Annotated in this window: 23 protein-coding genes; 12 read left to right on the top strand and 11 right to left on the bottom strand. The window is 48.8% G+C overall.

Annotated elements, in window-relative coordinates:
* Positions 1-14: 14 nt before the first annotated feature.
* The 9 genes from accC to M0R47_RS14305 all read left to right on the top strand — a co-directional run bounded on the left by accC (position 15) and on the right by M0R47_RS14305 (position 9,722).
* Entirely contained in the window at positions 15-1,358 is a 1,344-nt protein-coding gene (gene accC, locus M0R47_RS14265) for an acetyl-CoA carboxylase biotin carboxylase subunit (RefSeq protein ID WP_292555993.1), read from the top strand.
* Between the two features lie 242 nt (positions 1,359-1,600).
* Complete coding sequence (gene prmA / locus M0R47_RS14270) at positions 1,601-2,479, top strand: 50S ribosomal protein L11 methyltransferase (protein WP_292555994.1); 879 nt, start codon at positions 1,601-1,603, stop codon at positions 2,477-2,479.
* 191 nt (positions 2,480-2,670) lie between these two features.
* On the top strand, positions 2,671-3,867 hold the full coding sequence (locus M0R47_RS14275) for a class I SAM-dependent rRNA methyltransferase (protein WP_292555996.1): 1,197 nt from the start codon (positions 2,671-2,673) through the stop codon (positions 3,865-3,867).
* Between the two features lie 216 nt (positions 3,868-4,083).
* Positions 4,084-4,608, top strand: coding sequence for a hypothetical protein (locus tag M0R47_RS14280; RefSeq protein ID WP_292555998.1), 525 nt, complete (start codon positions 4,084-4,086; stop codon positions 4,606-4,608).
* Between the two features lie 75 nt (positions 4,609-4,683).
* Positions 4,684-5,667, top strand: coding sequence for a tRNA dihydrouridine synthase DusB (dusB, locus tag M0R47_RS14285; RefSeq protein WP_292556000.1), 984 nt, complete (start codon positions 4,684-4,686; stop codon positions 5,665-5,667).
* 1 nt (position 5,668) lies between these two features.
* Positions 5,669-5,953, top strand: a complete 285-nt coding sequence (locus M0R47_RS14290; protein WP_292556001.1) for a helix-turn-helix domain-containing protein — start codon at positions 5,669-5,671, stop codon at positions 5,951-5,953.
* Between the two features lie 48 nt (positions 5,954-6,001).
* Positions 6,002-7,558: a bifunctional phosphoribosylaminoimidazolecarboxamide formyltransferase/IMP cyclohydrolase gene (gene purH / locus M0R47_RS14295; protein WP_292556003.1), complete on the top strand. Its 1,557-nt coding sequence runs from the start codon at positions 6,002-6,004 to the stop codon at positions 7,556-7,558.
* An 84-nt stretch (positions 7,559-7,642) separates the two neighbouring features.
* Positions 7,643-8,917, top strand: coding sequence for a phosphoribosylamine--glycine ligase (gene purD / locus M0R47_RS14300; RefSeq protein WP_292556005.1), 1,275 nt, complete (start codon positions 7,643-7,645; stop codon positions 8,915-8,917).
* Positions 8,918-8,972: 55 nt separating this feature from the next.
* The gene (locus tag M0R47_RS14305; protein ID WP_292556007.1) at positions 8,973-9,722 is read left to right on the top strand and encodes a PEP-CTERM/exosortase system-associated acyltransferase; all 750 of its coding nucleotides are present in this window, start codon (positions 8,973-8,975) and stop codon (positions 9,720-9,722) included.
* A gap of 55 nt (positions 9,723-9,777) precedes the next feature.
* On the opposite strand, the gene M0R47_RS14310 is transcribed toward M0R47_RS14305, so the two are convergent.
* From M0R47_RS14310 to msrB, 6 genes are all read right to left on the bottom strand, one after another.
* On the bottom strand, positions 9,778-11,904 hold the full coding sequence (locus M0R47_RS14310; RefSeq protein WP_292556008.1) for a TonB-dependent receptor: 2,127 nt from the start codon (positions 11,902-11,904) through the stop codon (positions 9,778-9,780).
* Entirely contained in the window at positions 11,901-14,297 is a 2,397-nt protein-coding gene (locus M0R47_RS14315) for an EAL domain-containing protein (protein ID WP_292556010.1), read from the bottom strand. The genes M0R47_RS14310 and M0R47_RS14315 overlap by 4 nt, the downstream gene beginning before the upstream one ends.
* Positions 14,290-14,829 carry a YfiR family protein gene (locus tag M0R47_RS14320; RefSeq protein ID WP_292556011.1) on the bottom strand — a complete coding sequence of 180 codons (540 nt, stop codon included), beginning with the start codon at positions 14,827-14,829 and terminating at the stop codon, positions 14,290-14,292. Before M0R47_RS14320 ends, M0R47_RS14315 begins: the two co-directional genes overlap by 8 nt.
* Positions 14,830-15,021: 192 nt before the next feature.
* Positions 15,022-15,606, bottom strand: a complete 585-nt coding sequence (locus tag M0R47_RS14325; RefSeq protein ID WP_292556013.1) for an alpha-ketoglutarate-dependent dioxygenase AlkB — start codon at positions 15,604-15,606, stop codon at positions 15,022-15,024.
* Positions 15,606-16,916 carry a M18 family aminopeptidase gene (locus M0R47_RS14330; RefSeq protein ID WP_292556015.1) on the bottom strand — a complete coding sequence of 437 codons (1,311 nt, stop codon included), beginning with the start codon at positions 16,914-16,916 and terminating at the stop codon, positions 15,606-15,608. The genes M0R47_RS14325 and M0R47_RS14330 overlap by 1 nt, the downstream gene beginning before the upstream one ends.
* Entirely contained in the window at positions 16,913-17,311 is a 399-nt protein-coding gene (gene msrB / locus M0R47_RS14335; protein ID WP_292556017.1) for a peptide-methionine (R)-S-oxide reductase MsrB, read from the bottom strand. The genes M0R47_RS14330 and msrB overlap by 4 nt, the downstream gene beginning before the upstream one ends.
* 168 nt (positions 17,312-17,479) lie before the next feature.
* Here msrB and M0R47_RS14340 point away from each other — a divergent pair, with 168 nt between their 5' ends.
* From M0R47_RS14340 to M0R47_RS14350, 3 genes are all read left to right on the top strand, one after another.
* A complete protein-coding gene (locus M0R47_RS14340; protein ID WP_292556019.1) occupies positions 17,480-17,713 on the top strand; it encodes an OadG family protein in 234 nt (77 codons plus the stop codon).
* Between the two features lie 54 nt (positions 17,714-17,767).
* Positions 17,768-19,564, top strand: coding sequence for a sodium-extruding oxaloacetate decarboxylase subunit alpha (oadA, locus tag M0R47_RS14345; RefSeq protein ID WP_292556021.1), 1,797 nt, complete (start codon positions 17,768-17,770; stop codon positions 19,562-19,564).
* Between the two features lie 95 nt (positions 19,565-19,659).
* Positions 19,660-20,787 (top strand): sodium ion-translocating decarboxylase subunit beta, encoded by a 1,128-nt coding sequence (locus tag M0R47_RS14350; protein WP_292556022.1) that lies wholly within the window; start codon positions 19,660-19,662, stop codon positions 20,785-20,787.
* A gap of 107 nt (positions 20,788-20,894) precedes the next feature.
* On the opposite strand, the gene M0R47_RS14355 is transcribed toward M0R47_RS14350, so the two are convergent.
* The 5 genes from M0R47_RS14355 to M0R47_RS14375 form a co-directional block, all read right to left on the bottom strand.
* Positions 20,895-21,704, bottom strand: a complete 810-nt coding sequence (locus M0R47_RS14355) for a hypothetical protein (protein ID WP_292556023.1) — start codon at positions 21,702-21,704, stop codon at positions 20,895-20,897.
* Between the two features lie 188 nt (positions 21,705-21,892).
* Entirely contained in the window at positions 21,893-22,096 is a 204-nt protein-coding gene (locus M0R47_RS14360; RefSeq protein ID WP_292556025.1) for a hypothetical protein, read from the bottom strand.
* A 25-nt stretch (positions 22,097-22,121) separates the two neighbouring features.
* Entirely contained in the window at positions 22,122-22,712 is a 591-nt protein-coding gene (locus M0R47_RS14365; RefSeq protein WP_292556026.1) for a DUF502 domain-containing protein, read from the bottom strand.
* A 15-nt stretch (positions 22,713-22,727) separates the two neighbouring features.
* Positions 22,728-23,450, bottom strand: a complete 723-nt coding sequence (locus M0R47_RS14370) for a TSUP family transporter (RefSeq protein ID WP_292556028.1) — start codon at positions 23,448-23,450, stop codon at positions 22,728-22,730.
* Between the two features lie 182 nt (positions 23,451-23,632).
* The coding region (locus M0R47_RS14375) for an SbcC/MukB-like Walker B domain-containing protein (RefSeq protein ID WP_292556030.1) at positions 23,633-25,759 on the bottom strand (2,127 nt) is incomplete at its 5' end.

Here is a 25,759-nt window from a genome sequence, read left to right on the forward strand (position 1 = left end):
GGAACGGGGAACTCATGTTCGATAAAATCGTTATCGCCAATCGTGGCGAAATAGCACTGCGTATTTTACGCGCCTGTAGAGAATTAGGCGTTAAGGTGGTTGCCGTGCATTCCGAAGCAGACCGTGATCTAAAACACGTGCGTCTGGCGGATGAATCCGTCTGCATCGGCCCTGCGGCATCCGCTGACAGCTACTTGAACATTCCGGCCATTATCAGCGCCGCCGAAGTGACCGATGCGGAAGCCATTCATCCCGGTTACGGCTTTCTGTCTGAAAACGCCGATTTCTCTGAAAAGGTAAAGCAAAGCGGCTTTGTTTTTATCGGCCCCAACGCGGAAACCATCCGCATGATGGGCGATAAGATTTCCGCCAAGAATGCGATGCTGGCAGCCGGAATTCCTTGTGTACCCGGCAACAATGATCCGCTGTCGGATGACAACAAAAAGAACCTGAAGCTGGCCCAGGAAATCGGTTATCCGGTTATCATCAAAGCTGCCGGCGGCGGCGGCGGTCGCGGCATGCGCACAGTGCATACCGAAGCGGCGTTATTAAATGCGATCGCGATGACTAAAGCCGAAGCGGGAACCGCTTTCGGCAATCCTACTGTGTACATGGAAAAGTTCCTGGAAGACCCCAGACACATCGAGTTTCAAATCATGGCCGATTCGCATGGCAACGCCATCCACCTAGGCGAGCGCGACTGCTCGATGCAACGCCGCCATCAAAAAGTGGTCGAAGAAGCGCCCGCGCCCGGCATCACCGAAGAGCAACGCAAATTTATCGGCGAACGCTGCGCCAAAGCCTGTGTCGATATCGGCTATTTGGGCGCCGGAACGTTTGAATTTTTGTATGAAAAAGGTGAGTTCTATTTCATTGAAATGAACACCCGCGTACAAGTTGAGCACCCTGTGACTGAAATGGTGACCGGCTTTGACATCGTCAAGGAACAATTACGCATTGCGGCCGGTGAGCGGCTGTCTATTACTCAGGATCAGGTTAGGATTCAGGGACATGCTATCGAATGCCGGCTAAATGCTGAAGACCCCAAAACCTTCATGCCCTGCCCCGGCACGATAGACCAGTTTCATATGCCTGGCGGCCCCGGCATTCGTTGCGAGACTCACATCTACAATGGCTATAAAGTGCCGCCTTATTACGACTCGATGATCGGCAAGCTGATTGCTCATGGCGAAGACCGCAAAAGCGCCATCGCCCGAATGAACACGGCGCTAAGCGAAATTATCATCGACGGCATTAAAACCAATATCCCGTTACAGCATGACATCATGAATGACAGTGCCTTTGCAGCCGGCGGGCAAAACATCCATTACCTGGAAAAAAAGCTGGGGATTTATTAAAATCTAAAAAGTTCACCACGAAGGCACGAACGACTGCATGGACAGGAAATGATCCTGTCATTCCTCTGCATTGACCTCCAGGGATGGAGGAAATGCCGCAAGATTGCCTGGAGCAATCGCGGCCCCCACATCCCTGTGGGTTATACAGGAGCAATTGCCGAGAACACGAAGCTTTACATTTATGTTTCTTCGTGACCTTCGTGGTGAATACATCTTTCCGCCCTCCAAAATACCCCTTAATCATGGCCTGGCATCAAATTTCCGTTATTACCAATGAAGATCTTGCGCCCCGGCTTGCCGACTTTTTCGACAATCTCGGTGCGGTGTCCGTTACTTATATGGATGCCGAAGACGAACCCGTTTACGAACCGGCTATCGGCGAAACCAAAATATGGAGCAACACTGAAGTCATAGCGTTGTATGAACTGGACGCCGATCCCACTCTGGTCAAGGCCTTGACTTACGCGCAGTTCAAGCCGGAGCAATTACGCAACTGGCGGCATGAAGAGGTTGCGGACCAGGAATGGGAACGCGCCTGGATGGAATACTACAAGCCGATGAAGTTTGCCGACAAGCTCTGGGTTTGCCCGACCGACCAGGAGCAGTATGAGCCAGGCACGGTTTGTCTGACCCTCGATCCGGGGCTTGCTTTCGGCACCGGCACTCACCCGACCACCGCTTTATGTCTGGAATGGCTGGCCAGCCACGACTTGACCGGCAAAACCGTCATCGACTACGGCTGCGGCTCCGGAATTTTGGCTGTTGCGGCGATTCTATTGGGCGCTAAGGAAGCTCACGCGGTAGACATTGATCCGCAGGCAATCACCGCCACCCAGAGCAATGCGCTAAAAAACAAGGTGCAAGATAAAATCGCCTGCTATCTGCCTGAGCAGTTTACGCCGTTTCAGGCGGACATCGTGCTGGCCAACATCCTGGCAAAACCCTTAATCGACATGGCGGAGCAGATTTCCAATCTGGTCGCTCCCGGCAGCCATCTGGTTTTGTCCGGCATTTTGCATGAACAAGCCGAGTCGGTGATGAACGCGTATCGGCCATACATAACATTCAACGCGCCGGTGCAGCAGGAAGACTGGATCAGGCTGGACGGCATCAAGCGCTAATCAGCCTTCATGCTTGCGTACCTCATAGCAGTGGGTGGCGCATAGGATTGCTGACCGGGTCCGGGTAAACAATCTGTTTTTTAAAGATACGCCCAGCCGGAACCCAACATTTCGGCCACAGCAACCAGACTGATCGTTGCCGCACTGAAAACCAAAGTCGGCAGTTATACTTTCAAACTCAATTTATTAATATGGCTCATCCAGAAATTTACTTAAAAAAGAACGAAGACAAACGTTTACGCAAAGGCCATCTATGGGTGTTCAGCAACGAAGTCGACACCAAGCGCTCGCCGCTTGAACAGTTCAACGCAGGCGATCTGGTACAAGTAAAAAGCGATGACGGCAAGGTGCTGGGCACCGCCTACATCAATCCTCAAGCCCTGATTTGCGCCAGGCTTCTGTCCAGAAAAGCCAACTTGAAATGCGGCGCCAATTTTTTCAAAGAGCGCTTGGCTACCGCGCTGGCCCTGCGGGAAAAACTGTTCGACAAACCCTACTATCGCCTGGTTTTCGGCGAAAGCGACGGCTTGCCCGGCCTGGTCATCGACCGTTTCGGCCCGGTCTTGTCGGTGCAAATAACCACCGCAGGAATTGATCAGCGCAAAGAATTCCTGTTTGCCGCGCTGATTGAACTACTGAATCCCGAGGCCATTATCCTGAAAAACGATAACAGCCAGCGGCAGCAGGAAGGCTTAAGCCTGGAATCCGAGCTAGCCTATGGCAAGCTCCCGGAGCCGCTGATCATTGAAGAAAACGGCGCCCAATTTAAAATCGACATTCTGGAAGGACAAAAAACCGGCTGGTTTTACGACCATCGCAGCAGCCGCGCCCAATTGGCGGGCATTGCAAAAGGACAGCGGGTGCTCGATCTATTTTCTTATACCGGAGCATGGGGCATTCCTGCCGCCTTGGCCGGAGCACTGGAAGTCACCTGTGTCGATGCCTCGGAAAGCGCACTGGCGCTGGCAGGGGAAAACGCGGCGCTGAATGGAGTTCAGGATAAAATGCACTTTGTGCGTAGCGATGTGTTTGAGTTTCTGAAGCAAGCCCGTCTGGAAAACCAGCTCTACGACATTATCGTGCTGGATCCTCCTGCTTTAATTAAGCGTAAAAAAGATTTCAAGCAAGGCTATGAAGCTTATCGCCGCTTGAATCATCTGGCTTTACAGGTACTATCCAAGAACGGCATACTGGTCTCGGCATCCTGCTCCCATCACCTGAGCCGTGACAACCTGCATGAAATTTTACGCTCGTCAGGACGACATATAGACCGTCATTTGGTGTTTTTTGCCGCCGGAGGACAGGGGCCTGATCATCCTATCGACCCGGCTGCCCCCGAGACGGAATACTTGAAAACTTTTTTTTGTTCCGTCTCTTCAAGCTTGTAAAATGTAAGGTATTTATGATCGATGCAAAAACTACGGAGCCCTGCGTATTATGCGGTCAACCGGTAGAAATTACCGGCTTCTCGCTAACCACAAGCGACGGTCTGCAAAAATTTTGCTGCGCCGGTTGCCTGAGCATTTATCAGTTACTAAATAAGGACGATGCTAAACCGACGATAACCCCCCTGCTAACAACAAAAAAATGAGGATATAAAAATAATGAAAGCTTGCGAGTCCTGTAGCCGTGTTGAAATCGGCAAAAATCACCAAAAAATCCCGGTACTGCAAAGAGGCATAGGCATGGTCTTGGTGTACCTGCCCATCCTTACCCTTCCGTTTGTGTTTGCCAGCGCTTATATGACTTACTGGCACTTGCTGCTGATTGGCGCCAAAAACCTCAAAACTTACTCTGACTTTCTGCCTGACCGTGCCAGCCATCGCTATACCTTAAAAAATCAAATCACCATGCACGGCTCGTTCAAAACCAGCACCTCACAGTCAAAACTGTTCTGGATTCTGAACTGCACTTGGTATTGCCCTTACAGCGTCGCCTTGTTCGAGTGGCATGCTTATATGGTCAAGATTGTCGAGAACTGGTGGTGCCCGTTCGGCCATGACAAAAAGGAAGGTTATGACAACGCCAAGATAGATAAGTCTTTCTGGCATATTTATCCAGAGGATATTGTCAAACTGGAACCGGAAGACCGCGACAATCCCATCTGGAATGACGACGGAGATAAGTAAGTTGGACGAAGGGCAAAAGGCGAAAGGCTAAAAAACCTTCCGTGTGCCTTTAGCCCTTCGCCCTTCGCGTTCTCTATGCAAATTGGTCCTTATCAACTGGAAAACAATCTGATCCTGGCGCCCATGGCCGGTATCAGCGATCGGCCGTTCAGAGAGTTGTGCAAGCAATTCGGCGCAGGTTTGGCCGTATCTGAAATGGTCGCATCCAATCCGGCTTTAAGCCGACATAAAAAAACGTTATTAAAAACGGACCATAGCGGTGAAGTCGGCATACGTTCCGTGCAGATCCTAGGCACCGATCCCCAACAAATGGCCGATGCGGCAAAGCTCAACGCCCAAAAAGGCGCCCAAATTATCGACATTAATATGGGTTGCCCGGCCAAAAAAGTCTGTTCAGTCGCGGCAGGCTCTGCATTATTAAGGGATGAAGCGCTGGTAAAGCGGATACTTGACGCAGTCGTTAACGCCGTCGATATTCCGGTTACATTAAAAATCCGTACCGGCTGGGACATGCATAGCCGCAACGCCCTTGAAATCGCTCAAATAGCCGAAAATGCAGGCATTGCGGCACTGACCATTCACGGACGAACTCGTGCCTGCAAATTTGACGGGCAGGCCGAACATGAAACTCTTAAAAGGGTGAAACAAACCATCAGCATTCCGGTTATCGCCAACGGCGATATTGATTCCCCCGAACAGGCTCAGTTTGTGCTCCACTCAACCGGTGCGGACGCCATAATGATCGGCCGCGCCGCCCAAGGAAATCCATGGCTATTTAGCCAAATAAGTCACTTTATCAACCACGGTAAACACCTTGAAAAACCAACAATTAATGACATACACAGCACTCTCATGAATCATTTGGATAAACTATATAGCTTCTACGGTAAAGCGAGCGGTGTTAGAATAGCCAGAAAACATATAGCCTGGTATTTCAAGCATATTGAGTCCGTAGCTCAAGACGCGCGGAATATCATCAATCAGGCACAGTGTCCATCCCAACAAATAGCGCTGATTAATTTGGCATTTAAACCTTTAACCACCGACCGTGCTGAATAATATGAACGCATCCCAAAAAAGTGCTGAAGTCATTAACATAGACAGCAAAAAAATCGCCGCCATTCCCTTATCCGCGCATGTGAAGCAGACAGTGGAGCAATATTTTTTGCACCTGAATGGTCATGATGCAGTGGATTTGCATGCCATGGTTATCGGTGAAGTCGAAAAGCCGTTATTGCAAGCCACACTGGAACATTCCGGCTACAACCAAACCAAAGCCGCTAAAGCGCTGGGCTTGAGCCGCAGCACCTTGCGTAAAAAACTGGAATTCTACGGCCTGTCCTAATGCCCAAACAAGGCTGGTTTTACCCCTCCCCTTCATTCTGAGATCTGCATGAACAAAAAAGTCACTCGCGCGCTGGTCAGCGTATCCGATAAATCCGGTATCGTGGATTTTTGCCTGGAGCTCCATCAATTAGGCATCGAAATCCTGTCTACCGGCGGCACTGCCAAGACACTGGCTGAACATAATATTCCAGCGACCGAAGTTTCCGATTACACCGGTTTTCCTGAAATGATGGATGGCCGGGTTAAAACCTTGCACCCCAAAGTCCACGGCGGCATTTTGGCCCGCCGCGGCATTGATGACGCGGTGATGGCGGCAAATGGTATTAAGCCGATCGATATGGTGGTGGTTAACCTGTATCCCTTCGAACAGACCATCGCCAATCCTGACTGCGATTTAGATACCGCCATTGAAAACATCGATATTGGTGGTCCGACCATGATCCGCGCCGCTGCCAAGAATCATGCCGACGTAGCAGTGATCGTCGATCCGGCCGATTACACCGCAGTTATTGCCGAACTAAAAAACAGCAACGGGCTTTCTCATCAAACCCGCTTCAACCTGGCACTAAAAAGCTTTGAACACACGGCGCGTTATGACACCGCGATCTCAGCCTATCTTGGCAATATTAACAACGTGCAATTTCCTGAAACGCTGAATTTGCAGTTTTACCGCAACCAGACCATGCGTTATGGCGAAAATCCGCACCAAAACGCCGCTTTTTACCGCGAAAAAGCACCGGCCAGCGGCACGATCGCGGCTGCCAAACAACTGCAAGGCAAAGAGTTATCCTACAATAATATTGCCGATGCCGATGCCGCCCTGGAATGCGTCAAATCATTTGGCGACCAACCGACCTGCGTTATCGTCAAGCATGCCAACCCTTGCGGCGTAGCCCAGGCTAGCAGCCTGCTTGATGCTTACGATAAAGCTTACGCCACCGATCCCACTTCCGCATTCGGCGGCATTATCGCGTTTAACCGTGAGCTGGACGAACAAACCGCTGCTGAAATCGTCAAACGCCAATTTGTCGAAGTCATCATTGCGCCGTCTGTCAACGCGGCTGCACAAACCGTTTTAGCTGAAAAACAAAATGTTCGCGTATTGGAATGCGGCCAATGGAGCCGCGATAAGCAACCGTCACTCGATTTCAAGCGCGTTGCCGGTGGCCTATTAGTTCAGGACAAGGATTTGGGCGAAATCAGCGCGGCTGACATCAAAGTAGTCAGCAAACGTGCCCCGACCGAACAGGAGATGGCGGATTTGTTATTTGCCTGGAAAGTTGCCAAATTCGTCAAATCCAACGCGATCGTGTACTGCAAAAACAGCCAGACTGTAGGCGTCGGCGCAGGACAGATGAGCCGGGTTTATTCGGCCAGAATCGCCGGCATCAAAGCCGCCGATGCGGGTTTGGATGTGCCGGGTTCCGCAATGGCTTCCGACGCGTTCTTCCCGTTCAGGGACGGCATCGACTCCGCAGCCGAAGCAGGCATCACCGCCGTCATCCAGCCCGGCGGCTCGATGCGCGATAATGAAGTCATTGCCGCAGCCGATGAGCATAATATCGCAATGGTCTTTACCGGCATGCGTCATTTCAGGCATTAATTTTAGACGAAGGGCAAAAGGCGAAAGACAAAAAAACTCCCCTTAGCCCTTAGCCCTTAGCCCTTAGCCCTTAGCCTTTTATTTATGAAAATCCTCATCGTCGGCAGCGGCGGCCGTGAACACGCCCTCGCCTGGAAAGCCAAACAGTCACCCAAAGTCGAAAAAGTGTTCGTCGCACCCGGCAATGCCGGTACCGCGCTGGAACCGTCTGTAGAAAATATCGCCATTGCCGCCAACGATATTGACGCATTATTGGCATTTGCCCGGAAAGAAGCGATTGGCTTGACCATCATCGGCCCCGAAGTGCCTCTGGTTTTGGGTATCGTTGACCGTTTCCAGGAAGCGGGTCTCAAGTGCTTTGGCCCGACCGCAAAAGCCGCGCAGCTCGAAGGCTCCAAGACTTTTTGCAAAGATTTCATGATCCGCCACCACATTCCAACGGCGAAATACCAATCTTTTACCGACAAACAGCAAGCCATAGCCTACATAAAACAACAAGGCGCACCGATCGTAGTCAAGGCCGATGGCTTGGCCGCAGGCAAAGGCGTCATCGTCGCCCAGTCCGAACAGGAAGCAATAGCGGCTGTTGAAGATATGTTATCCGGCAATGTGTTCGGCGAAGCGGGCAATCGCGTTGTCGTCGAAGAATTCCTGACTGGCGAAGAAGCCAGCTTTATCGTCATAGCCGATGGCAAGCATGCCTTGCCGATGGCAACATCCCAGGATCATAAAGCCCGCGACAATGGTGACAAAGGCCCTAACACCGGCGGCATGGGTGCTTACTCCCCTGCCCCGGTCGTCACCCCTGAACTTCACCAACGGGTCATGCGCGAAGTCATCGAGCCGACCTTAAAAGGTATGGCCGAAGACGGCCTGCCTTACACGGGCTTTCTGTATGCCGGCTTGATGATCTCCGCAGACGGCGCTGTTAAAGTGCTAGAATACAATTGCCGTTTTGGCGATCCTGAAACGCAACCGATCATGATGCGCTTGAAGAGCGATCTGGTGGAGCTCTGCGAAGCCGCGCTGACCGGCAATCTCGACGAAACCAGCAGCGACTGGGACGAACGCGCCGCATTAGGCGTTGTTTTGGCGGCCGGCGGCTATCCTGACGCCTCTCAAAGCGGCGCAGTTATTTCCGGCTTGCCGACTGAGGAACAAGAAGACCGCAAGGTGTTTCATGCAGCCACCCAACAAGTCGGTGACGATCTGGTTACGGCCGGCGGACGGGTGCTATGCGCTTGCGCTTTGGGCCATGATATCAAGGAAGCCCAAAGCAAAGCCTACGCGCTAACTAATAACATCCATTGGGATAATGTCTATTACCGTACCGATATTGGTTTTAAGGCTATTCGGTAGTTTTTTGCTTTCCTGTTTATTTATCTAATATAATTAAAATACGGTTTTTAGACAGATGCCAGAAATAAATGCCATTAATATTTTTAATAAGTATTTCGAGATGGTTCCTGCGGTTACCGACGAACTTAAGCATGAAGTATATAAATTACGTTATCAAGTCTATAGCACTGAAAATGGAGATAAAACAGGATTTAATAATTTTATAGACCATTCTGGCGAAATAGAATTTGATGAATACGACTCGCATTCAAGTCATTATTTAATTCGCCATCGTGAGCTTCGAACTTATATGGCAACTACCCGACTTATTTTGCCAAATGCCCATAATGGAAAAAAACTATTTCCAATAGAAAAACACAGCCAGATTGATGATGTTGATTTATTAAAATTAATACCCCGACATAATTTGGCTGAGCTGTCCCGATTTTGTATATCGAAAGAATTTAGGCGCAGGAAAAACGAGGGGCATTTATTGATCACTAACGATATTGTTGGTTCAAAAGTTATATTTGAACAAGAAGAAAAACGGAGCTCTTCCTATTTGACACTGGCTTTAATTGCATGCGGCATTAAAATGAGCTCTGAAAATAATATTCATTACTGGTACGCTTTCATGGAACCAGCTTTGATTCGGATTATTTCGGCATTAGGCATACATTTTGTTGAAATTGGCCCATTAGTGAACCACTACGGCCTACGCCAACCTTGTGTGATTAAGATAGATGATCTCCTGGATGGCGTAGCCAAAAAAAATTTAAATCATTGGAATATGCTAACTAATAACGGGCAAATCCGGCCGCGATAAAGCCGCCGAATTTCGCATCAATATTACTTATTGCAAACCTATTCTATTTGTTTATTTAAAAGCCAATAACGGCTTCAATATAGAAGCTTCTTCCCGGCAATGGGATATTTTGCGGCAGTGCAGGGCTTGCAGGCTCAAGATTATTAGCATCGAACATATTGCGGATGGATGCTGACAGATTAAGATGCCCAAATAGTTTTTTGCCTCGCAATGTTAAGTCAATCGTCTCATAATCTTTTAGTGATCTATTATCGTCGAATGCACTGGTTCGGCTGCCGATCCAGTTAACCTGCGGCTGTAATTGCCACTGCGGCAAAAACTGCCAGCCAACTGCTGTATATACATGATGCTCAGGTACACCTGTCACTCGGCTATTAGTGTCGGTGCTACGGGCGTTTTGCCAAGCGTAATTACCCATTACATTCCAATTTTCAGTGGCTTGCCAGTTCCATTCGAACTCAGTGCCGTAACCATTCTGATTGCCGCTATTTTGAAAGGTGACCGATCCTGCCGGTATGGCGATAAGATTTTCAATTTCATAATAATACAGATTGACTGCCGTTCTCAGTCCAGAGAAAGGCCGGTAATCAAAAGCCCATTCAACAGTGTTAATGATCTCCGGCTTTAACTGCTTGTTGCCAACGATGACAGGATTATTCTGGTTGCCTTGCTCTGAAAAGTTTGGCGCCCTGAAGGCTTTGCCATACAACAGTTTGCTGGTCAGTTGCTCATTAATGTCCCAAACCAGGGCTGCACGCGGATTTACGGTGTTGCCAAAATCAGAATAGTCATCGAAGCGCACACCGGTTGTTAACTGCCAATGTTCAGCGAATTGCCATTCATCCTGTGCTACAGCAGACCAGATTGATCGGTGGGTATCGGGTAAATACACAAACTGTGTACCAGTCACATCAGTTAAGGCGCCACTAACTACTGCGGGCAGCGGCGTCCCATAACCGAAATTTCTACTCTCACTGGTAGTGATCTCTTCATACCGAAAGCCTGTGCCTAACCGCAACACATGATTGCCCCAACCCTGATAGATTGAACTCAACTCAATGGACGGAATTTTCTCTATTCGCCCTAAATTATTATTGACGCCATTAGGAAAAAACGTCCTTGGAACTAAAGGATCAAGCGTATTGCTGATATTTCCAGTATCAGTAACCGGCAGGCTGGCATTATTTGGAAAAACCTGAAATGCCGCGTTAAAATCAGCCTGCAGGTAACTGAAATGTGCCGTCAGTTCCAAATCGTCAAACCAGTCCTCTGTGGAGAAACGCACATCCCCCAGGTATTGCTCCCCGTTAGCTTTACCCCTTGGATCTAGCGTTGCATTAACACCAGCGCGAGCACCGCCATCAATTTCATTGAAGCCCCAGAAGCCGATATCCCAATGCTTACGCTGTAATGAGAGATGCCCATTCAAAGTTTCATAGCGAGTCGGCATTGCCCCTGGCGCTAAAGAGGCATGGGTGCCAAATGCATTATCTTTAACGGTTTGAGCGTCAGCATTAAGAATCCGCCCGTCATCCCCGCTGGTATGCTGGTATTGCAAACTGGTCGCAACATCCCAGCCCGCCCACTTGGCGCCATGTTGCCCCCAACCGCTCTGGGTGCTGTGATCACCTACGCGGGCACCAACTTTTGTGCCATCAATATCCTTGGCTTTTTTGGTAATAATATTAATAACCCCCGCAAAAGCATCCGCGCCATAAAGTGCTGACCCAGGCCCCCTGATAACTTCCACTCGTTGAATTGCTTCAACAGGCAATTCCATACCGGACATCGTTGTGCCACGGAACGGCGTAGTGATGCGCGTACCGTTTAACATTATCAGAAGTTGTGAATTGGTGGGGTTTTGTATGCCGCGAACACTGTAATTATAATCATAAGTGCTTCTTTGCAAGCTGGCATGAACCCCAGGCACTGTCTCCAAAACCTCATGCAGTTCGGTCGCCCCCATAGATTTGATCTGTTCAGCGGTAATGACACTGGTTACTGCGGCAGATTGGAAAATCGGCTTTGGCGTTCCGGTGGCAATGCTGACGATAGGTGTCGCGGCAAGTTCAGCCGGCGACATGGCAAAGAAATCATCCACCTTATTTGCCTCTGCCTTAACAAAATCGCTGTAAAGCATCAGCGCCAAACAGTTAACAACAAGTGTGGTTTTGACTTTCATTTTGACGTCCCTGTAAAGGGGGTTATAAGTTTAAGTTCTCCCAGCGGCACCGGTTTCCCAATCCCGTAGCCTTGCGCATAGTCCACGCCTAACTCACTAAGCAAATTAAAGATTTGTTCGTTTTCAACAAATTCGGCAATGGTCTTTTTACCCATAACATGCCCAACTTCGTTAATGGATTTCACCATCGCAAAATCCACCTTATCATGCAGAATATCCTTAACAAACAAACCATCAATTTTAAGATAATCGACCGGCAAGTTCTTTAAATAGGCAAAAGAGGACAAGCCGCTGCCAAAGTCGTCCAACGAAAACAAACACCCCCGCTCTTTTAATTGATTAATGAATTTGGTCGCATAGGATAAATTGGCGATAGCGGCTGTTTCGGTTACCTCAAAACAGATTTTATGTGCCGGAATTGCCCATTTGGAGAATTGCTCGGAAAGAAACACCAGCATGGTTTCATCGGACATCGACAAGCCGGATAAATTAACCGAGCAAACTGACAAGTTATCCAGAAAACCGGGTTTATTCGCTATCCATTCGAATAGATGCCTGATTACCCATCGATCCAACTCAGACGCCAAATTATAACGTTCTGCCGCCGGTAGAAATGCTCCAGGGGGAATAATGCGTCCATCCTCATCCCGATAACGAACCAGTGTTTCAAAATGCAGGCCGTCCTCGGGATGAGCGATTGCGACGATCGGCTGCCCGTACAGGCAAAACCGATTCTGTTCCAGCCCCTGCTGAATTTTTTCTACCCATTGCATTTCTCCCTGCCTCATGGCCAACTCTTCATCGTCAGGACGGAAAACATGCACCCGATTTCGGCCGTTGTCTTTCGCCGCATAGCAGGCGGCATCGGCCTCTTTAAGCAGATTGACAGCATTACCACTAGAGCTGTTAATAGCTGAAATACCAATGCTCGCGCCGATGGTAAAGCTTCTGTCTTCCCAGGCAAAACGGAAATCTTTAATCAAATCCCGTATATTCTCACAAGCTTGAAACGCTTCATTCAATGAGCAATTGCCCATCAACACGCCAAACTCGTCACCACCCAGTCGAGCGACAAAATCATGTTTCCTTATATTCCGTCTTAACAGCTCACCCAGCTGTCTAAGCAGTTCATCGCCGGCAAGATGCCCGCAGGTATCGTTGACCACTTTAAATTGATCAAGATCCAAGTAACACAAAGCATGTTCCGAATTATCGGTATGAGCCAATGCGACCGCATGCTTGATATAATTATCGAACTGGGTGCGATTGGCCAAGCCTGTCAAAGCATCATGGCTTGCCTGATAAGCCACTTTTTCGCTCAATAAGCGGGCTTCCATGATATCTTCGCCCACCAGCAATAAACTGCTCTGCCGATGTTCATTTTCAACCCGTCTCGCTGTGGCCCTAACCCAAATAATCCTTCCTTTACTGCAAACCTGTCTAAGCTCTTGTTTATAGACCAGCAAAGGGTTCGCCAAACAATGCTCCATTAATTCATGCAGGATAGACGTGTCATCCGTATGAACAAAATCAAAAATCGAGCAACCTTGCAGTTCATCAACAGATAAGCCCAGATGTCGCGCGCAGGTTCGGTTAGCGGATAAAATACGCCCGTCTATGGACAGATTAAAAACCATGGTCGGATTGTCATTATAAAGCGCCAGATAGCGGTCTTTTGCCAGCGTCAAAGCCTGGTTCTGAGCTTCAACAGTACCGATCAAGCCATTGAATGCATCAACCAGAACACCTAACTCATCATCATTAACTTTAATTGCTCTCAACGAGTAATCTTTGGTATCGCTAATTTTTTTAACTTTATCGACAAGCTTTTTTATCGGCGAGGAAATAAGCGTCAATAGCGGCGTTGATAAAAAGAAACTCAGTATTGATACCCCGGCCAACACCAGAAGTATGAGTCCTGAAAACTGTATTCTGCGCCAGTAAGCCTTGGTTAAATCAGCATAAATATAGACCGTACCCAATTGTGCGCCATCGACATCAACCAGTTCAGTGATATGTAGATGGTCTTTTTCAAACCGGGTTATTTCAGAGTTAATGGATAAAGGACACTCGGATGTCTTTTGTTTCTGTAATTGTGCAAAAACAACACCTTGTCCATCATAAAGACACGCTAGCCGCACGTCGGGCAGATTGCCGAAGACCGCCAGGTTTTCATTGGCCAAATCCTTGTCCCCAAACATTAAAGCAGCGGTACTACGATTACCTACAATTCGAGCCAAGGTTGACAAGTCATCCTGAGTATTCTTCTGAAATTCCGTGATTTCCAGCACTATCAACAACAAACCGGCAAACAACAAAGAGGTAATACTGGAAAATGTTAAAATTAGCAGTAGTTTTCGATTTATAGGCAAATTACGAACAAATCTAATCATTGCTTTCCTCCCCAACAAGCTCAGCGACTTCCAATAACTTTGCGCTGATTTTTAAATCGCTCTGTTGCAGCATTTTTAGATTAATTTGTAACTTTATATTGCCCTGTCTATTTACAAAGCCAATCATCCCTCCCTGAGCAGCAAACTCTTTACTTTCGCCTACGGTTAAGGATTTATTGGTTTTTTGAATAGCCAGCATGCTTTCAAGCAAGACGTTATCCTTGACAGAGGTGCTGATAAAAAGGATATGGCAGCTCTGCTCTTTATTAAGGCTATTAAACCTGAATAGTTTAATAGGTCGTCCAAATGCCGTGCGTTGTTCGATGGGATCTATTAAACCGCCGAAAGGATCCTCACCCACAATACAAAGGTTAAAGGTTTCACTGTTATCCTCAGGCCAGGTAATAAATTTGGTGAAATTATATAAATAACCGGCTTTTACTTTATATTCGACATTGGCATCATCAGCCATAGCCTGCTGCGCAAGCAAGACTATGAAAAAAAAAACACCTGATAAACTGACAATTTTCATCTATTCTGACGCGTGAGATAATTGAATGAGTATAGACATTATTTCGAAGTATTTATTATTTTTATGTAAATTTTGCCGATTAATGCGCAGTAAAATGTCATTTTGTTTTATCGTATACTCATGATCCCACCCTGACGTAAACGACCCGGCATTATAAACATTCCTGAAGCCGATCGTATCGTGGCGAATGAGTCACTCCGCCTTAATCTTCCGAAACGTCAAATTAATCCGTGGCGTTTTCAGCTTTTTCGTTTTAGGCACTGAATGCGTCCAATGGTGCTGCAAGGTTCCGGCCATTACCAACAAATCGCCATGACCTAAAGCAATATCCCGCTTTTCTTTGCTTTGTTTATGATGCAGTTTAAATAGCCGCTCGTCGCCGAGGCTCAACGACGCAATTACCGGATTTAGCCCCAGCTCTTTTTCATTATCGGCATGACAGCCCATCGAGTCTTCCCCGTTGCGGTACAAATTGGCTAATACGCTGTTAAAGGAGCATTGACATTGCCGCTCCATCCTTTCTCTGATGGCTTGTAACACCGGAGTCCACGGCAGTGGCTGATGGCTAACGCCCGAATAGCGGTACCAGGCATCCTTGTCCCCATACCAGCACATCAAACGGGGCACTTTAACCCACCTGCCGTAAATAAAAATCGCCTCTTCCTGCCAAACCAGCTCGGTTTGCAACTGTGCAAATAACCGGTCAGATTCCGGCAAACTGTAAAACTGCTTGATTAAATAAAGTTCGCCGTCAAAGGGGACTAAATTGGCCGCCATTAAGGTGCGGCGAAAAATCGTTTCATCACCCTGATCATATAATCGTGATCCAGCACCCCGGCGCTTTCCCTGATACTGTGCATCGCCCACATGGGATTGCCGACATCGATCGAGCGGATGCCGAGTTTTGCAGAGGTAATCGGCCCTATTGTGCTGCCGCAGGGCATATCGCAACGGTGCGAATATTTCTGATACGGTACGCCGGCCTGTTCGCACCAGTCAACGAACATCGCCGCCGACACGCTTTCCGAGCTGTAGTTATGATTGGCGTTGATTTTAATCACCGGGCCTTTGTTGACGATAACTTTATGGCCCGGATCGTAAGCATTGGGAAAATTGGGTTGGTAGGCGTGCGCCATATCCGAGCTGATCATGAAGCTTTTCGCCAGCGCCCTGGCATAATCCTCTCCGTCGGTTGCGGTCGCCAAAGCGATACGTCCAAGCACATCGGGCAGGAAACTGCCGTCTGCGCCTTTGTTGCTTTGACTACCGATTTCTTCATGGTCGAATAACGCGCATACTCGCGTGCTGTCCGGCCGTAAATCTGCATTATCCAGCAGCGCCTGTAACGCCGCATGACACGATGCCAAATTATCCAATTGGCTGTTTGCATAAAACTCGCTTTCAGCTCCCCAGAAAACCCCTTTTTGCGTATCGTACACCGCCAAGTCCCAGGACAAGATCCGCGTAGCGGCGATGCCGGTTTGCTGATGCAACAACGCCGAAAAATAAGCTTGCGGCAGTTGTTCTTCGGCCGATGCCGACAAGATCAGCGGTAATTCGGTTTGCTTTTGCAGTTTCAGGCCTTCCTCATTGACCGTCCTGTTCATATGAATGGCCAAATTAGGCAACCGCAGCAGCGGTTGATCGAATTTAACCAGCATACCGGTTATCTGATCCTGATCGTTTTTATAAGCGATACGTCCGGCAAGGCTCAAATCCCTGTCGGTAAAGGTCGCCAGTATCGGGCCGCCGTATATCTCGACACCCAACCTCATCAAGCCGTCCGCGCTACTGGCGGCATTCGGCTTGATCCTTAAGCCGGGCGAATCGGTATGTGCGCCGATAATCTTAAAGCCGGTTTCAGCCAGCGGTTTTTGCCCTACTATAAACAGGATAATCGAGGAATCATCGCGCACCACGTAATACCGCCCGCCCGGCTGCAATGTCCACTTGGCCGTTTCGTCAAGACGTTGCCAGGCCGGTGTTTGCGTTGCAAGCAGCGCTTCAATGGTTTTAACGACGTGCCAGGGACTGGGGCTTGCGTCGATGAAATCCAGTAAATTTTGAACCGGTTGTCTAGCACTCATACTCTTTCTTTCAAGTCTAATGCGGCGGAATTGATACAGTAGCGCAATCCTGTCGGTCGCGGACCGTCCTCAAAGACATGGCCTAAATGCGCGCCGCAGGATTTACAGGTCACTTCCACCCTGCGCATGCCGTGACTGACGTCAGCATGTTCAGCAACGCTATGCTCCGATAGCACATCCCAGAAGCTCGGCCAGCCGGAGCCGGAATCATATTTGGTCGTCGAATCGAACAACGGATTGCCGCAGCAAATGCAATGATAAATACCGTCTTTCTTGCAATCGACATATTTGCCGGTAAAAGGCGGTTCGGTAGCTTTCTGGCGGCAAATGTTAAATTGCTCCGGCGTTAATTTGTCTTGCCACTGGATATTTTCGTCGTGCTCTTTATTCGTCATGTTTTTACCCCTATAACAAGCATTTACAATGCCGTGTATTGTACGCGCTCAAGGCCGCATAGCCAAAAGACTGCATGCCAAATTGATACGAAAACAAACATCGATTAGTTATGATTTTTGCCTATGATACAATGCAATAGTTATTGAATTTTAAATACGTGATCAACCATGACAGAACAAATGACTAGCGGGATCGAATTAATGTTTACCGGGATGAGCATAGTATTCCTGTTTTTGACCATGTTGGTAGTCGCTATCAACCTCATGTCGGCACTGGTGCAACGCTACTTCCCGGAGATACCTGTATCAAGGTCAGTTCCCGGCATTACCAATGATATTGACAAGAGCGTTGTTGCGGCGATAACTGCCGCCGTACACCAGTACCGCAAAAAGCATAACTAACCACCTTTAGGTCAACGATCAAAATTTACGAAGGTTTCAGGAGAAACAATAAGCATGTCCACTGTTAAAAAGCAGCCCTTAGGTATCACCGAAGTCGTTCTGCGTGATGCCCATCAATCCATTTTGGCAACCCGGTTGCGCATCGAAGACATGCTGCCGATTTGCGAAAAGCTCGACCAGATCGGTTATTGGTCTATTGAGTCCTGGGGCGGCGCAACCTTTGATGCCTGTATCCGCTACCTGGGCGAAGACCCTTGGGAAAGACTGCGCCTGCTGAAAGCTGCCATGCCCAAAACGCCCCAGCAAATGCTGTTCCGCGGCCAGAATATCCTGGGCTACCGTCATTATGCCGACGATGTGGTCGATAAGTTCGTCGAGCGTTGCGTCGTCAACGGTATTGACGTATTCCGCATTTTCGATGCGATGAATGACATGCGCAACATCGAGCACGCGGTCAAAGCCGTGCTCCGCACTGATGCCCATGCGCAAGGCACCATTTCCTACACCACCAGCCCCGTACACACCATGGATTTATGGGTTGATCTGGGTAAACAGATCGAGGACATGGGCGCGCATTCCATTTGCATCAAGGACATGGCCGGACTGCTCAAGCCTTACGATGCCTTTGAACTGGTCAAACGCCTGAAAAAAAGCACTAAAATTCCGATCCATCTGCATTGCCATGCCACCACAGGCTTGAGTGTCGGCACGCTGATCAAGGCCGCCGAAGCTGGTGTGGACAATGTCGATACCGCCATTTCGTCAATGAGCATGACCTACGGGCACAGCCCCACCGAAACCATCGTCGCCAGCCTGGAAGACACCGGTCGCGATACCGGCCTGGACCTGGTCGAACTGGAACATATTGCCACTTATTTCCGGGACATACGCAAAAAATATGCGCAATATGAAGGCAGCTTAAAAGGCGTCGACAGCCGTATCCTGATTTCCCAAGTGCCGGGCGGCATGCTGACCAACATGGAAAGCCAACTGAAAGAACAGGGCGCCGCCGACAAGTTCGACGAAGTCATGCTGGAAATCCCGCGTGTTCGCGAAGACTTGGGCTTTATTCCACTGGTGACGCCGACTTCGCAAATCGTCGGCACCCAAGCCGTGATTAATGTGATGAACGGCGAACGCTACAAAAACATCACCAAGGAAACCGCCGGCGTTTTAAAAGGCGAATATGGCGCAACGCCTGCACCGGTCAACAAAGCCTTGCAAGAAAAGATATTGAACGGTGCAGAACCGATTACCTGCCGCCCAGCCGACCTGATCGCGCCGGAAATGGACAAACTGATTGCCGAAGTCAAGGAAAAAGCACAAGCCGAGGGCGTAACTCTTTCTGCCAGCATCGAGGAAGACGCGCTGATCAACGGCTTGTTCGCGCAAGTCGGCTGGAAGTTTTTGGCTAACCGGGGTAATCCGGCCGCCTTTGAAGCCGCGCCGGATGCGCAAGCCTTTGCTGCCGCCAATGCATCCCCGGCCTCAACCTCTACTCCGCCGCCCCAGCCGCAAACGGAAACTTATACCGTCAACGTCGATGGCAGGAATTTCAGCGTTATCGTTGGAGCCAACAACGCCGCCCTGACGATTCAGCCCGCCGCCAGTGCGACTCATGCCGCGCTGATAGCCAGCAGCGGCGCCATGGTTGAGTCTCCAATGGCCGGCAATATTTTGAAAGTTCTGGTCGATGTAGGCAGCATCGTTGCCGAAGGCGATGTCGTAATCATCATGGAAGCGATGAAAATGGAAACTGAAGTCCGTTCCAAAACGGCCGGAATCGTCAGTACTATTAACATAAAAGAAGGCAGTGCCGTTGCCGGAGGCGATGTGCTGATTTCTTTATAAAGGATAACTGCAGAAAATTCGAGAAACCGTAGCACCCACAGGGCATAAAGGGCGGCCATCCGGCCGCTCTACATGACTTAATAAAGAGACATCTCATGGAAAATATCATTTCACTCTGGCATAGCACCGGCATATACAATTTCACTGGCGGACAGGCCTTTATGATGATGGTCGGCTTTTTGCTGCTGTTTCTGGCCATCAAAAAAGGCTTTGAACCCTTGCTGTTATTGCCGATAGGCTTTGGCGCCATACTCAGTAATATCCCGGTTGCCGGTATCGCCGAGGAAGGCGGTATTTTGTACTACTTGTATTACGGCATTAAAACCGGCCTATTTCCGTTGCTGATATTCATGGGCGTTGGCGCAATGACCGATTTCGGCCCCATGCTGGCTAACCCTAAAACGTTGTTGCTGGGCGCTGCGGCGCAATTCGGCATCTTTGCCTCATTGCTGGGAGCGCTGGCGCTCAACGCCATACCGGGGCTGGAATTCAGCATAAGAGATGCCGCTGCAATCGGCATTATCGGCGGTGCCGACGGCCCGACCGCTATTTACGTGGCGTCAAAATTATCGCCCGACTTGTTGGGAGCTATCGCGGTCGCGGCATACTCCTACATGGCTCTAGTGCCATTAATACAGCCGCCGATCATGCGCGCCTTAACCACCGAAGACGAACGCAAGATCGAAATGCAACAACTGCGCGTCGTGGGAAAAACTGAAAAAATCATCTTCCCGTTGATGCTGCTGGTTATCTGCGCCCTGTTGCTGCCGTCAGCCGCACCTTTAATCGGCATGTTCGCATTGGGCAATCTGATGAACGCCTGCGGCGTGGTTGAGCGCTTGAGTCAAACCGCACAAAATGAGCTGATCAACATCGTCACTATTTTCCTGGGATTAGCGGTAGGTTCAAAGCTCAGCGCTGATGCTTTTTTGCAAATCAAAACACTGGGCATTCTAGGTTTAGGAGCGATTGCTTTTAGCATCGGCACGGCGGCCGGCGTGATCATGGCGAAAATAATGAATAAATTCAGCAGCATCCCGATTAATCCGCTAATCGGCGCAGCCGGTGTCTCCGCAGTGCCGATGGCCGCGCGGGTAGCCAACAAAATCGGACTGGAGAGTAACCCGCATAACTTCCTGCTGATGCATGCCATGGGGCCTAATGTCGCCGGGGTGATTGGTTCTGCTGTGGCGGCGGGGATTTTATTGAGTCTGGTTAAATAACCACAGTAAAGATTGGAAGCCACTCTGTTGACTTAAACCGTTCTTGATGAGGACAGGCGACCAGCCTAGGTCGCCTCGTCGTTTTAAGCGCCTGAAAATGACGCCCCTTAAGCGGCTTCCATCTTGCGCTTTCCATCCCAAAAAGATGATTTTTTTATTGCCTCGACTGTTTTTTCAAAACCCTGTTCCGCTCCGGATTTTAAATGGCCAATCAAATGCTTCAGCAATGCCTCCGCATTGGCGCCCAGCTCTTTTCCAATAACAGGTAATGCTTCCACCTTTTGCATCACCGGCGCTACTAACCACACTTGAAAAATGACCTGACTTTGCATCGGTAGCGCCTGTGCAACGATAGCAACTTTGTCATACCATAGTTTGCATGGATAGATGATTTTTTGCTCGATCTGGGATTGACTGTTTTTTAGATGGTGGTCGGTCAACTCAACAACTTCACTGATCATTAATCTGGCCGGCTCAACAACCCATTTTTCAAAATACATTATCGCCTGATCAGGACATTGATGAACTATATTGGAAGTGGTATGAATGTTTTCGTGAATCAGCAATTTTTTCTTGCTGATGAAATCCTTGGCTTCATAAACAATGCCCCGAATGACTTCAATCTGCTGCTGAATTTGCGCTAAAGCCGGGTTGATTATTTTTTCATCAATTCCATTTTTGGTTTGCTCCCTGCATTGGTGAATTGTAAATATGGTTTTTTTCAACAACGATTGTTGAGCGTATACCAATTTTAATTCCAGTTCATGAATCTTTAAATCGCGCTCAGTTAAAGATTTTTTCAGCGAAACGATAGTCTTCTTATTTTTTTTCAGCTGCTCGGAAAGCTTGACCACCTCCGCTTCCAGTTGAGTTAGCTTCGCCAACTTGCCTGTTTTGGTGCCGTTATCAGATGCCATTATCCACCTCGCTACGTAATTGTTTATATTTATTATTGTTTTTGCCAACAAAGGCAAACTCATACATAACAAACAACCCGCTTAAAGTCAATAAAACAAAACGCTTTCAGCGATTATTTACTCCCGCCGATACCCGATTACAATTTGTAGCTCCTGGATAACTAAAAACATACCGTTAGCCTTGCAAGCTATTGAGTTCCCTCCTCTATTTTTTGGCGCTGTTGATCCGCGGCGCCCTGAATCTGTTGCTCAACCTGTTTGGCCTGCTGCAAAGTTTCCAGTTGCGTTTTTAATGGACCGGGATCTACAGCTTCAACCTGTTTATCGTCTTTATTGCAGCCGACGATTGCAACCAGCGCCAAAATTGCCGCCACTCTAATTAATAGTTTCATCTTGTTTCCTTGCTGTGGTTCAGATTTAGGGCAGCTGACTCATTTCCGAAGCCTTGCCGTAATCAACGCCGACACTGATGATAAAACTGCTGGCCTCTTCGATATTCATGGCGGATTTAATTACCTTCGATTTCTCGACAATCACCGTAAAGCCGGATGTCGGGTTAGGTGATGTCGGAACAAACAGCACATATTTATCATCGTACCGGTTAGTAACATAAGCAGTCATCCACACGCCGTCTTTGGGATACTCGACATAGACCACTTCCTTTGCAATAGTCCGGTCATGGGATGTAAACATATTGATGACTTTTTTAAGCACACGGTAAAGCGTGTTCATCAATGGGATTCGATCAATAATATGGTCAAAGGCTCCAATCACCCAGGAACGGCCTTCCCGGACTAATTTTCGGCCAATGTATACCAGAATAAAAAAACTGATCGCGAAAACCAGGATCGTATAAAGATAATTATCCGCATAGCCGTAAACCATTTGGAACAAATCGGAAACCCGGTCTTTTACGAAGATCATAATTTGCAAAACGATGACAATCGGAATAACCGCAAGCACTCCGATCAGGAAATAATTCAACAGTTTTTTAACCAAGTCTTTCATTTCTCTCTCCAAATTTTATAAGGACTTCATTATTAACAAGATACCTGATGCAAACAAAAACGCCGCAAATATCTTGTTGTATTTTTCATTATCGATCCCGTTGTAAAGCATTTCTTCAGTCAATAAAAACATCACGACAGCGACCTGAATAAAGCTTATCTTGTCCGTAAATGACACCGTAAAATCATTACCGATAAACCATAACGTCGCTAATTGACACAAGGCCAGCGTCGCATAGCTTGCCGCAGCCGTCACGCGCGTTTTGTTTTTCGGGTACTTCTTGCTGTAAATGATCGCGGTTAACATAGAACCGCCTAAGTTGCTCATGCCATGAACCAGTCCCATCCCCATCAGATAAATTCTTTCATACTTGACGATGGACTGTAACGTTCTATCAATAACTGATGAAAAATTTTTTAACGCCACAAAAATCAGCAGTGTACCAACCACCAGACTGATATTGATCTCGACCGTAGTAACCACCAGTAAAAACATCACCACTAAAGGAATACTGTAAACCAGTACATTTTTATAAAACCGGGTATCAACATCTTCGTAGTGCCTCAGAACTTGCAAAGCGCTTATGGCAATAGAAACAGGCAGCAACACGCCCAGTGCATCGACAAAGCCATAGCCGAGTAAAAGCAACAGGGGAGTACCAAATAATAATACGCCTACCCCAAAAACAGACTGAACTACAGATGTTGCAACAACCGTAAGTAAAATATCGGTCGGCATGGCGTTCCTCTTTAATGGATGTTATATCAATACGCCATTATACCCGAGGCTGAAACTAAGCAAATTTATGATTCTGGTCCTCCCCAGGAAATAATATTCATCGATCATAATGCTGTCATAACCAACAAGAGAACCTCAGCCAACGCAAGGATAAAGTTATACCTTATCGCGTTAGCGTTGGTTTAATACCCGCCAACAATCTCAACACGGCTCCGTCCTCCGCCTTGCTTTTCAACCACCACCTTGGCGCCGATACGCTCTACCAAAATAGGCACATGCGAGATAACACCGACTTTCCTGCCCAAGGCTTGCAGGGTATCAAGGCTGGCAATGGCGATGTCCAGCGTTTCAGGGTCCAGGCTGCCGAAACCTTCATCGATAAACAGCGATTCAACCTGGGTTTTGTTGGATGACAACGATGCCAAGCCCAAGGCCAGCGCCAGCGACACCAAAAAGCTTTCGCCGCCGGACAGGCTGTGAATGCTCCGTACATCGTCCGCCATGTCGCGGTCGATGATTTGCAGTTCCAGGTCGCTGCCCGGCACGCGTTGCAGCGCGTAGCGCTTGGCGAAGTCTTCAAGATGTCGGTTGCTGTGCGCCAGCAACGCTTCCAGGGTCAGGCTTTGGGCAAAGGTACGGAACTTGGCGCCGTTTTTTGAGCCGATCAATTCATTCACGCTCTCCCATTGCTCCCAGCGCTCCCGTTGGCTGTCCAGCTCCGTTTTCAAAAGACGCCCGGTTTCTATTTTTTTATCGTCTTCCCGCAGCAGTATGACCTGCTCTTCTTTTTGGCTATGCGCAATCTGTCTTTGCTGCTGCAACTCGACCGACAGTTTATTAGCATCTTCCTCAAGCAACTCGACCGCATGGCTTTGGTCGCAGGAATTCCCTACGTCTTGCGACACTTCTGCCCTCCATGGCGGTTGATGTTTAAAGCAATCGTCGGCCTTAACTTTCAACAACGCCAAAGACTCTTGCAGACTTCGCTCCAGAGCCGCCATTTGGGCTTTGCGCTCCGTCAGCCAACCGTCATCTTTTTCCAATAAGCCGCTTAACTGCTCCACATCGATGGCCTGCTTTTCCAGCGACTGGTTCAGCGCACTTAGGGATTTTTCCAAGTTGCCGTAACGCCTGCCGGCCTCGGTTTGCCAATGCCGCTGATTTTGTTTATGGGTTGCCAGCTCCGTTTCGGCCTGATTGACTGCATGACCGGCCTGCTGCTGGGCAGCTCTTGCAACCTGTACGTCCTGGTTGACGGTTTGCTCGAAGCTGTCGGCGGTAACGCTTGGCAACACCGTCTCGCGCTCGACTGACAATTTTTGCTGTTCTGTCGTTTGGGCGATTAACTCGGCCTGTTTAATTCGATGTTGTTGCAGGCATTGCTTTAGCGCCTGCTCGGCAAGCTTTTCGTCGTGGTTGATTTTTTCCAGGGCTTTGGCGGCGGCTTCAATCTGCTGCCCGGCGAGTTGGAATTGCTGCGCTTTTGCCGCGTAACCCTGCCTGAATCCTGTGGCGGAATCCTGCAAATCAGCTTGCCAGTTGTCGACCTGACGAAACGGGGCCGCCAGTAACTCGACAATCGCTTGCAGTTGCTTGTCCAGTTCCTGAACACTGGCAGCGACATGTTCCAGATCGATTTTATTTTTGGCATGTTGCTTATCCAGCTCGGCGTATTCGACAGACAGCTTTTCCTTATTCCGGCGATCTGCATCGAATAAATCCTGTGCCGCTTTTAGCTGTTTTTGCAAGTCAAGTGCTGCCTTTTCCTGCTGCCTGATTTGTTCCAGCGCGGAATTGACCTGCTCTTCATGACCTTTTAGTGCAGGCAACAGCTGAATATCCGTAACCGAAAAATCAGGCGACTGCCAAAGAGGGTGGACGAGACTGCTCCCGACCGATGCGACCTTATCTTGCATAGCCAGAGCCGCCCAATCGCTGCTGCAAATATCGAGCTTTGTCTGCGCCTCGGCCAGCCTGCCTTCCAGTGTCGTTTTTTGCTGTTGTCCTTGACTGATGCCTTTGGTCAATTCGGCGCTGGCTTTAATCAGCGCTTCATGCCGGCTTTCCAGCTCAACGACCCGTGCTGACTGTGCTAAGGCATGTTCATTGCCTAGGCTCGCCTGATCGTTCCACGGATGCTCAAGCGCTCCGCAGACCGGGCAAGGTTGGCCTTGCTGCAACAATGCGCGGAACTGCTCGGCGTTTTTATGCGTCGTCGCCTGTATCAGCTCCAAAGCTTTTTTTGCCTCGCTCAAAGCGATGCCATTAGCCGCCTGTTGCTGGTTTAAGGTTTGCAGTTGCAGCGTGCC

The sequence above is a fragment of the Methylobacter sp. genome (assembly GCF_023227905.1).
Taxonomy (GTDB): domain Bacteria; phylum Pseudomonadota; class Gammaproteobacteria; order Methylococcales; family Methylomonadaceae; genus Methylobacter_A.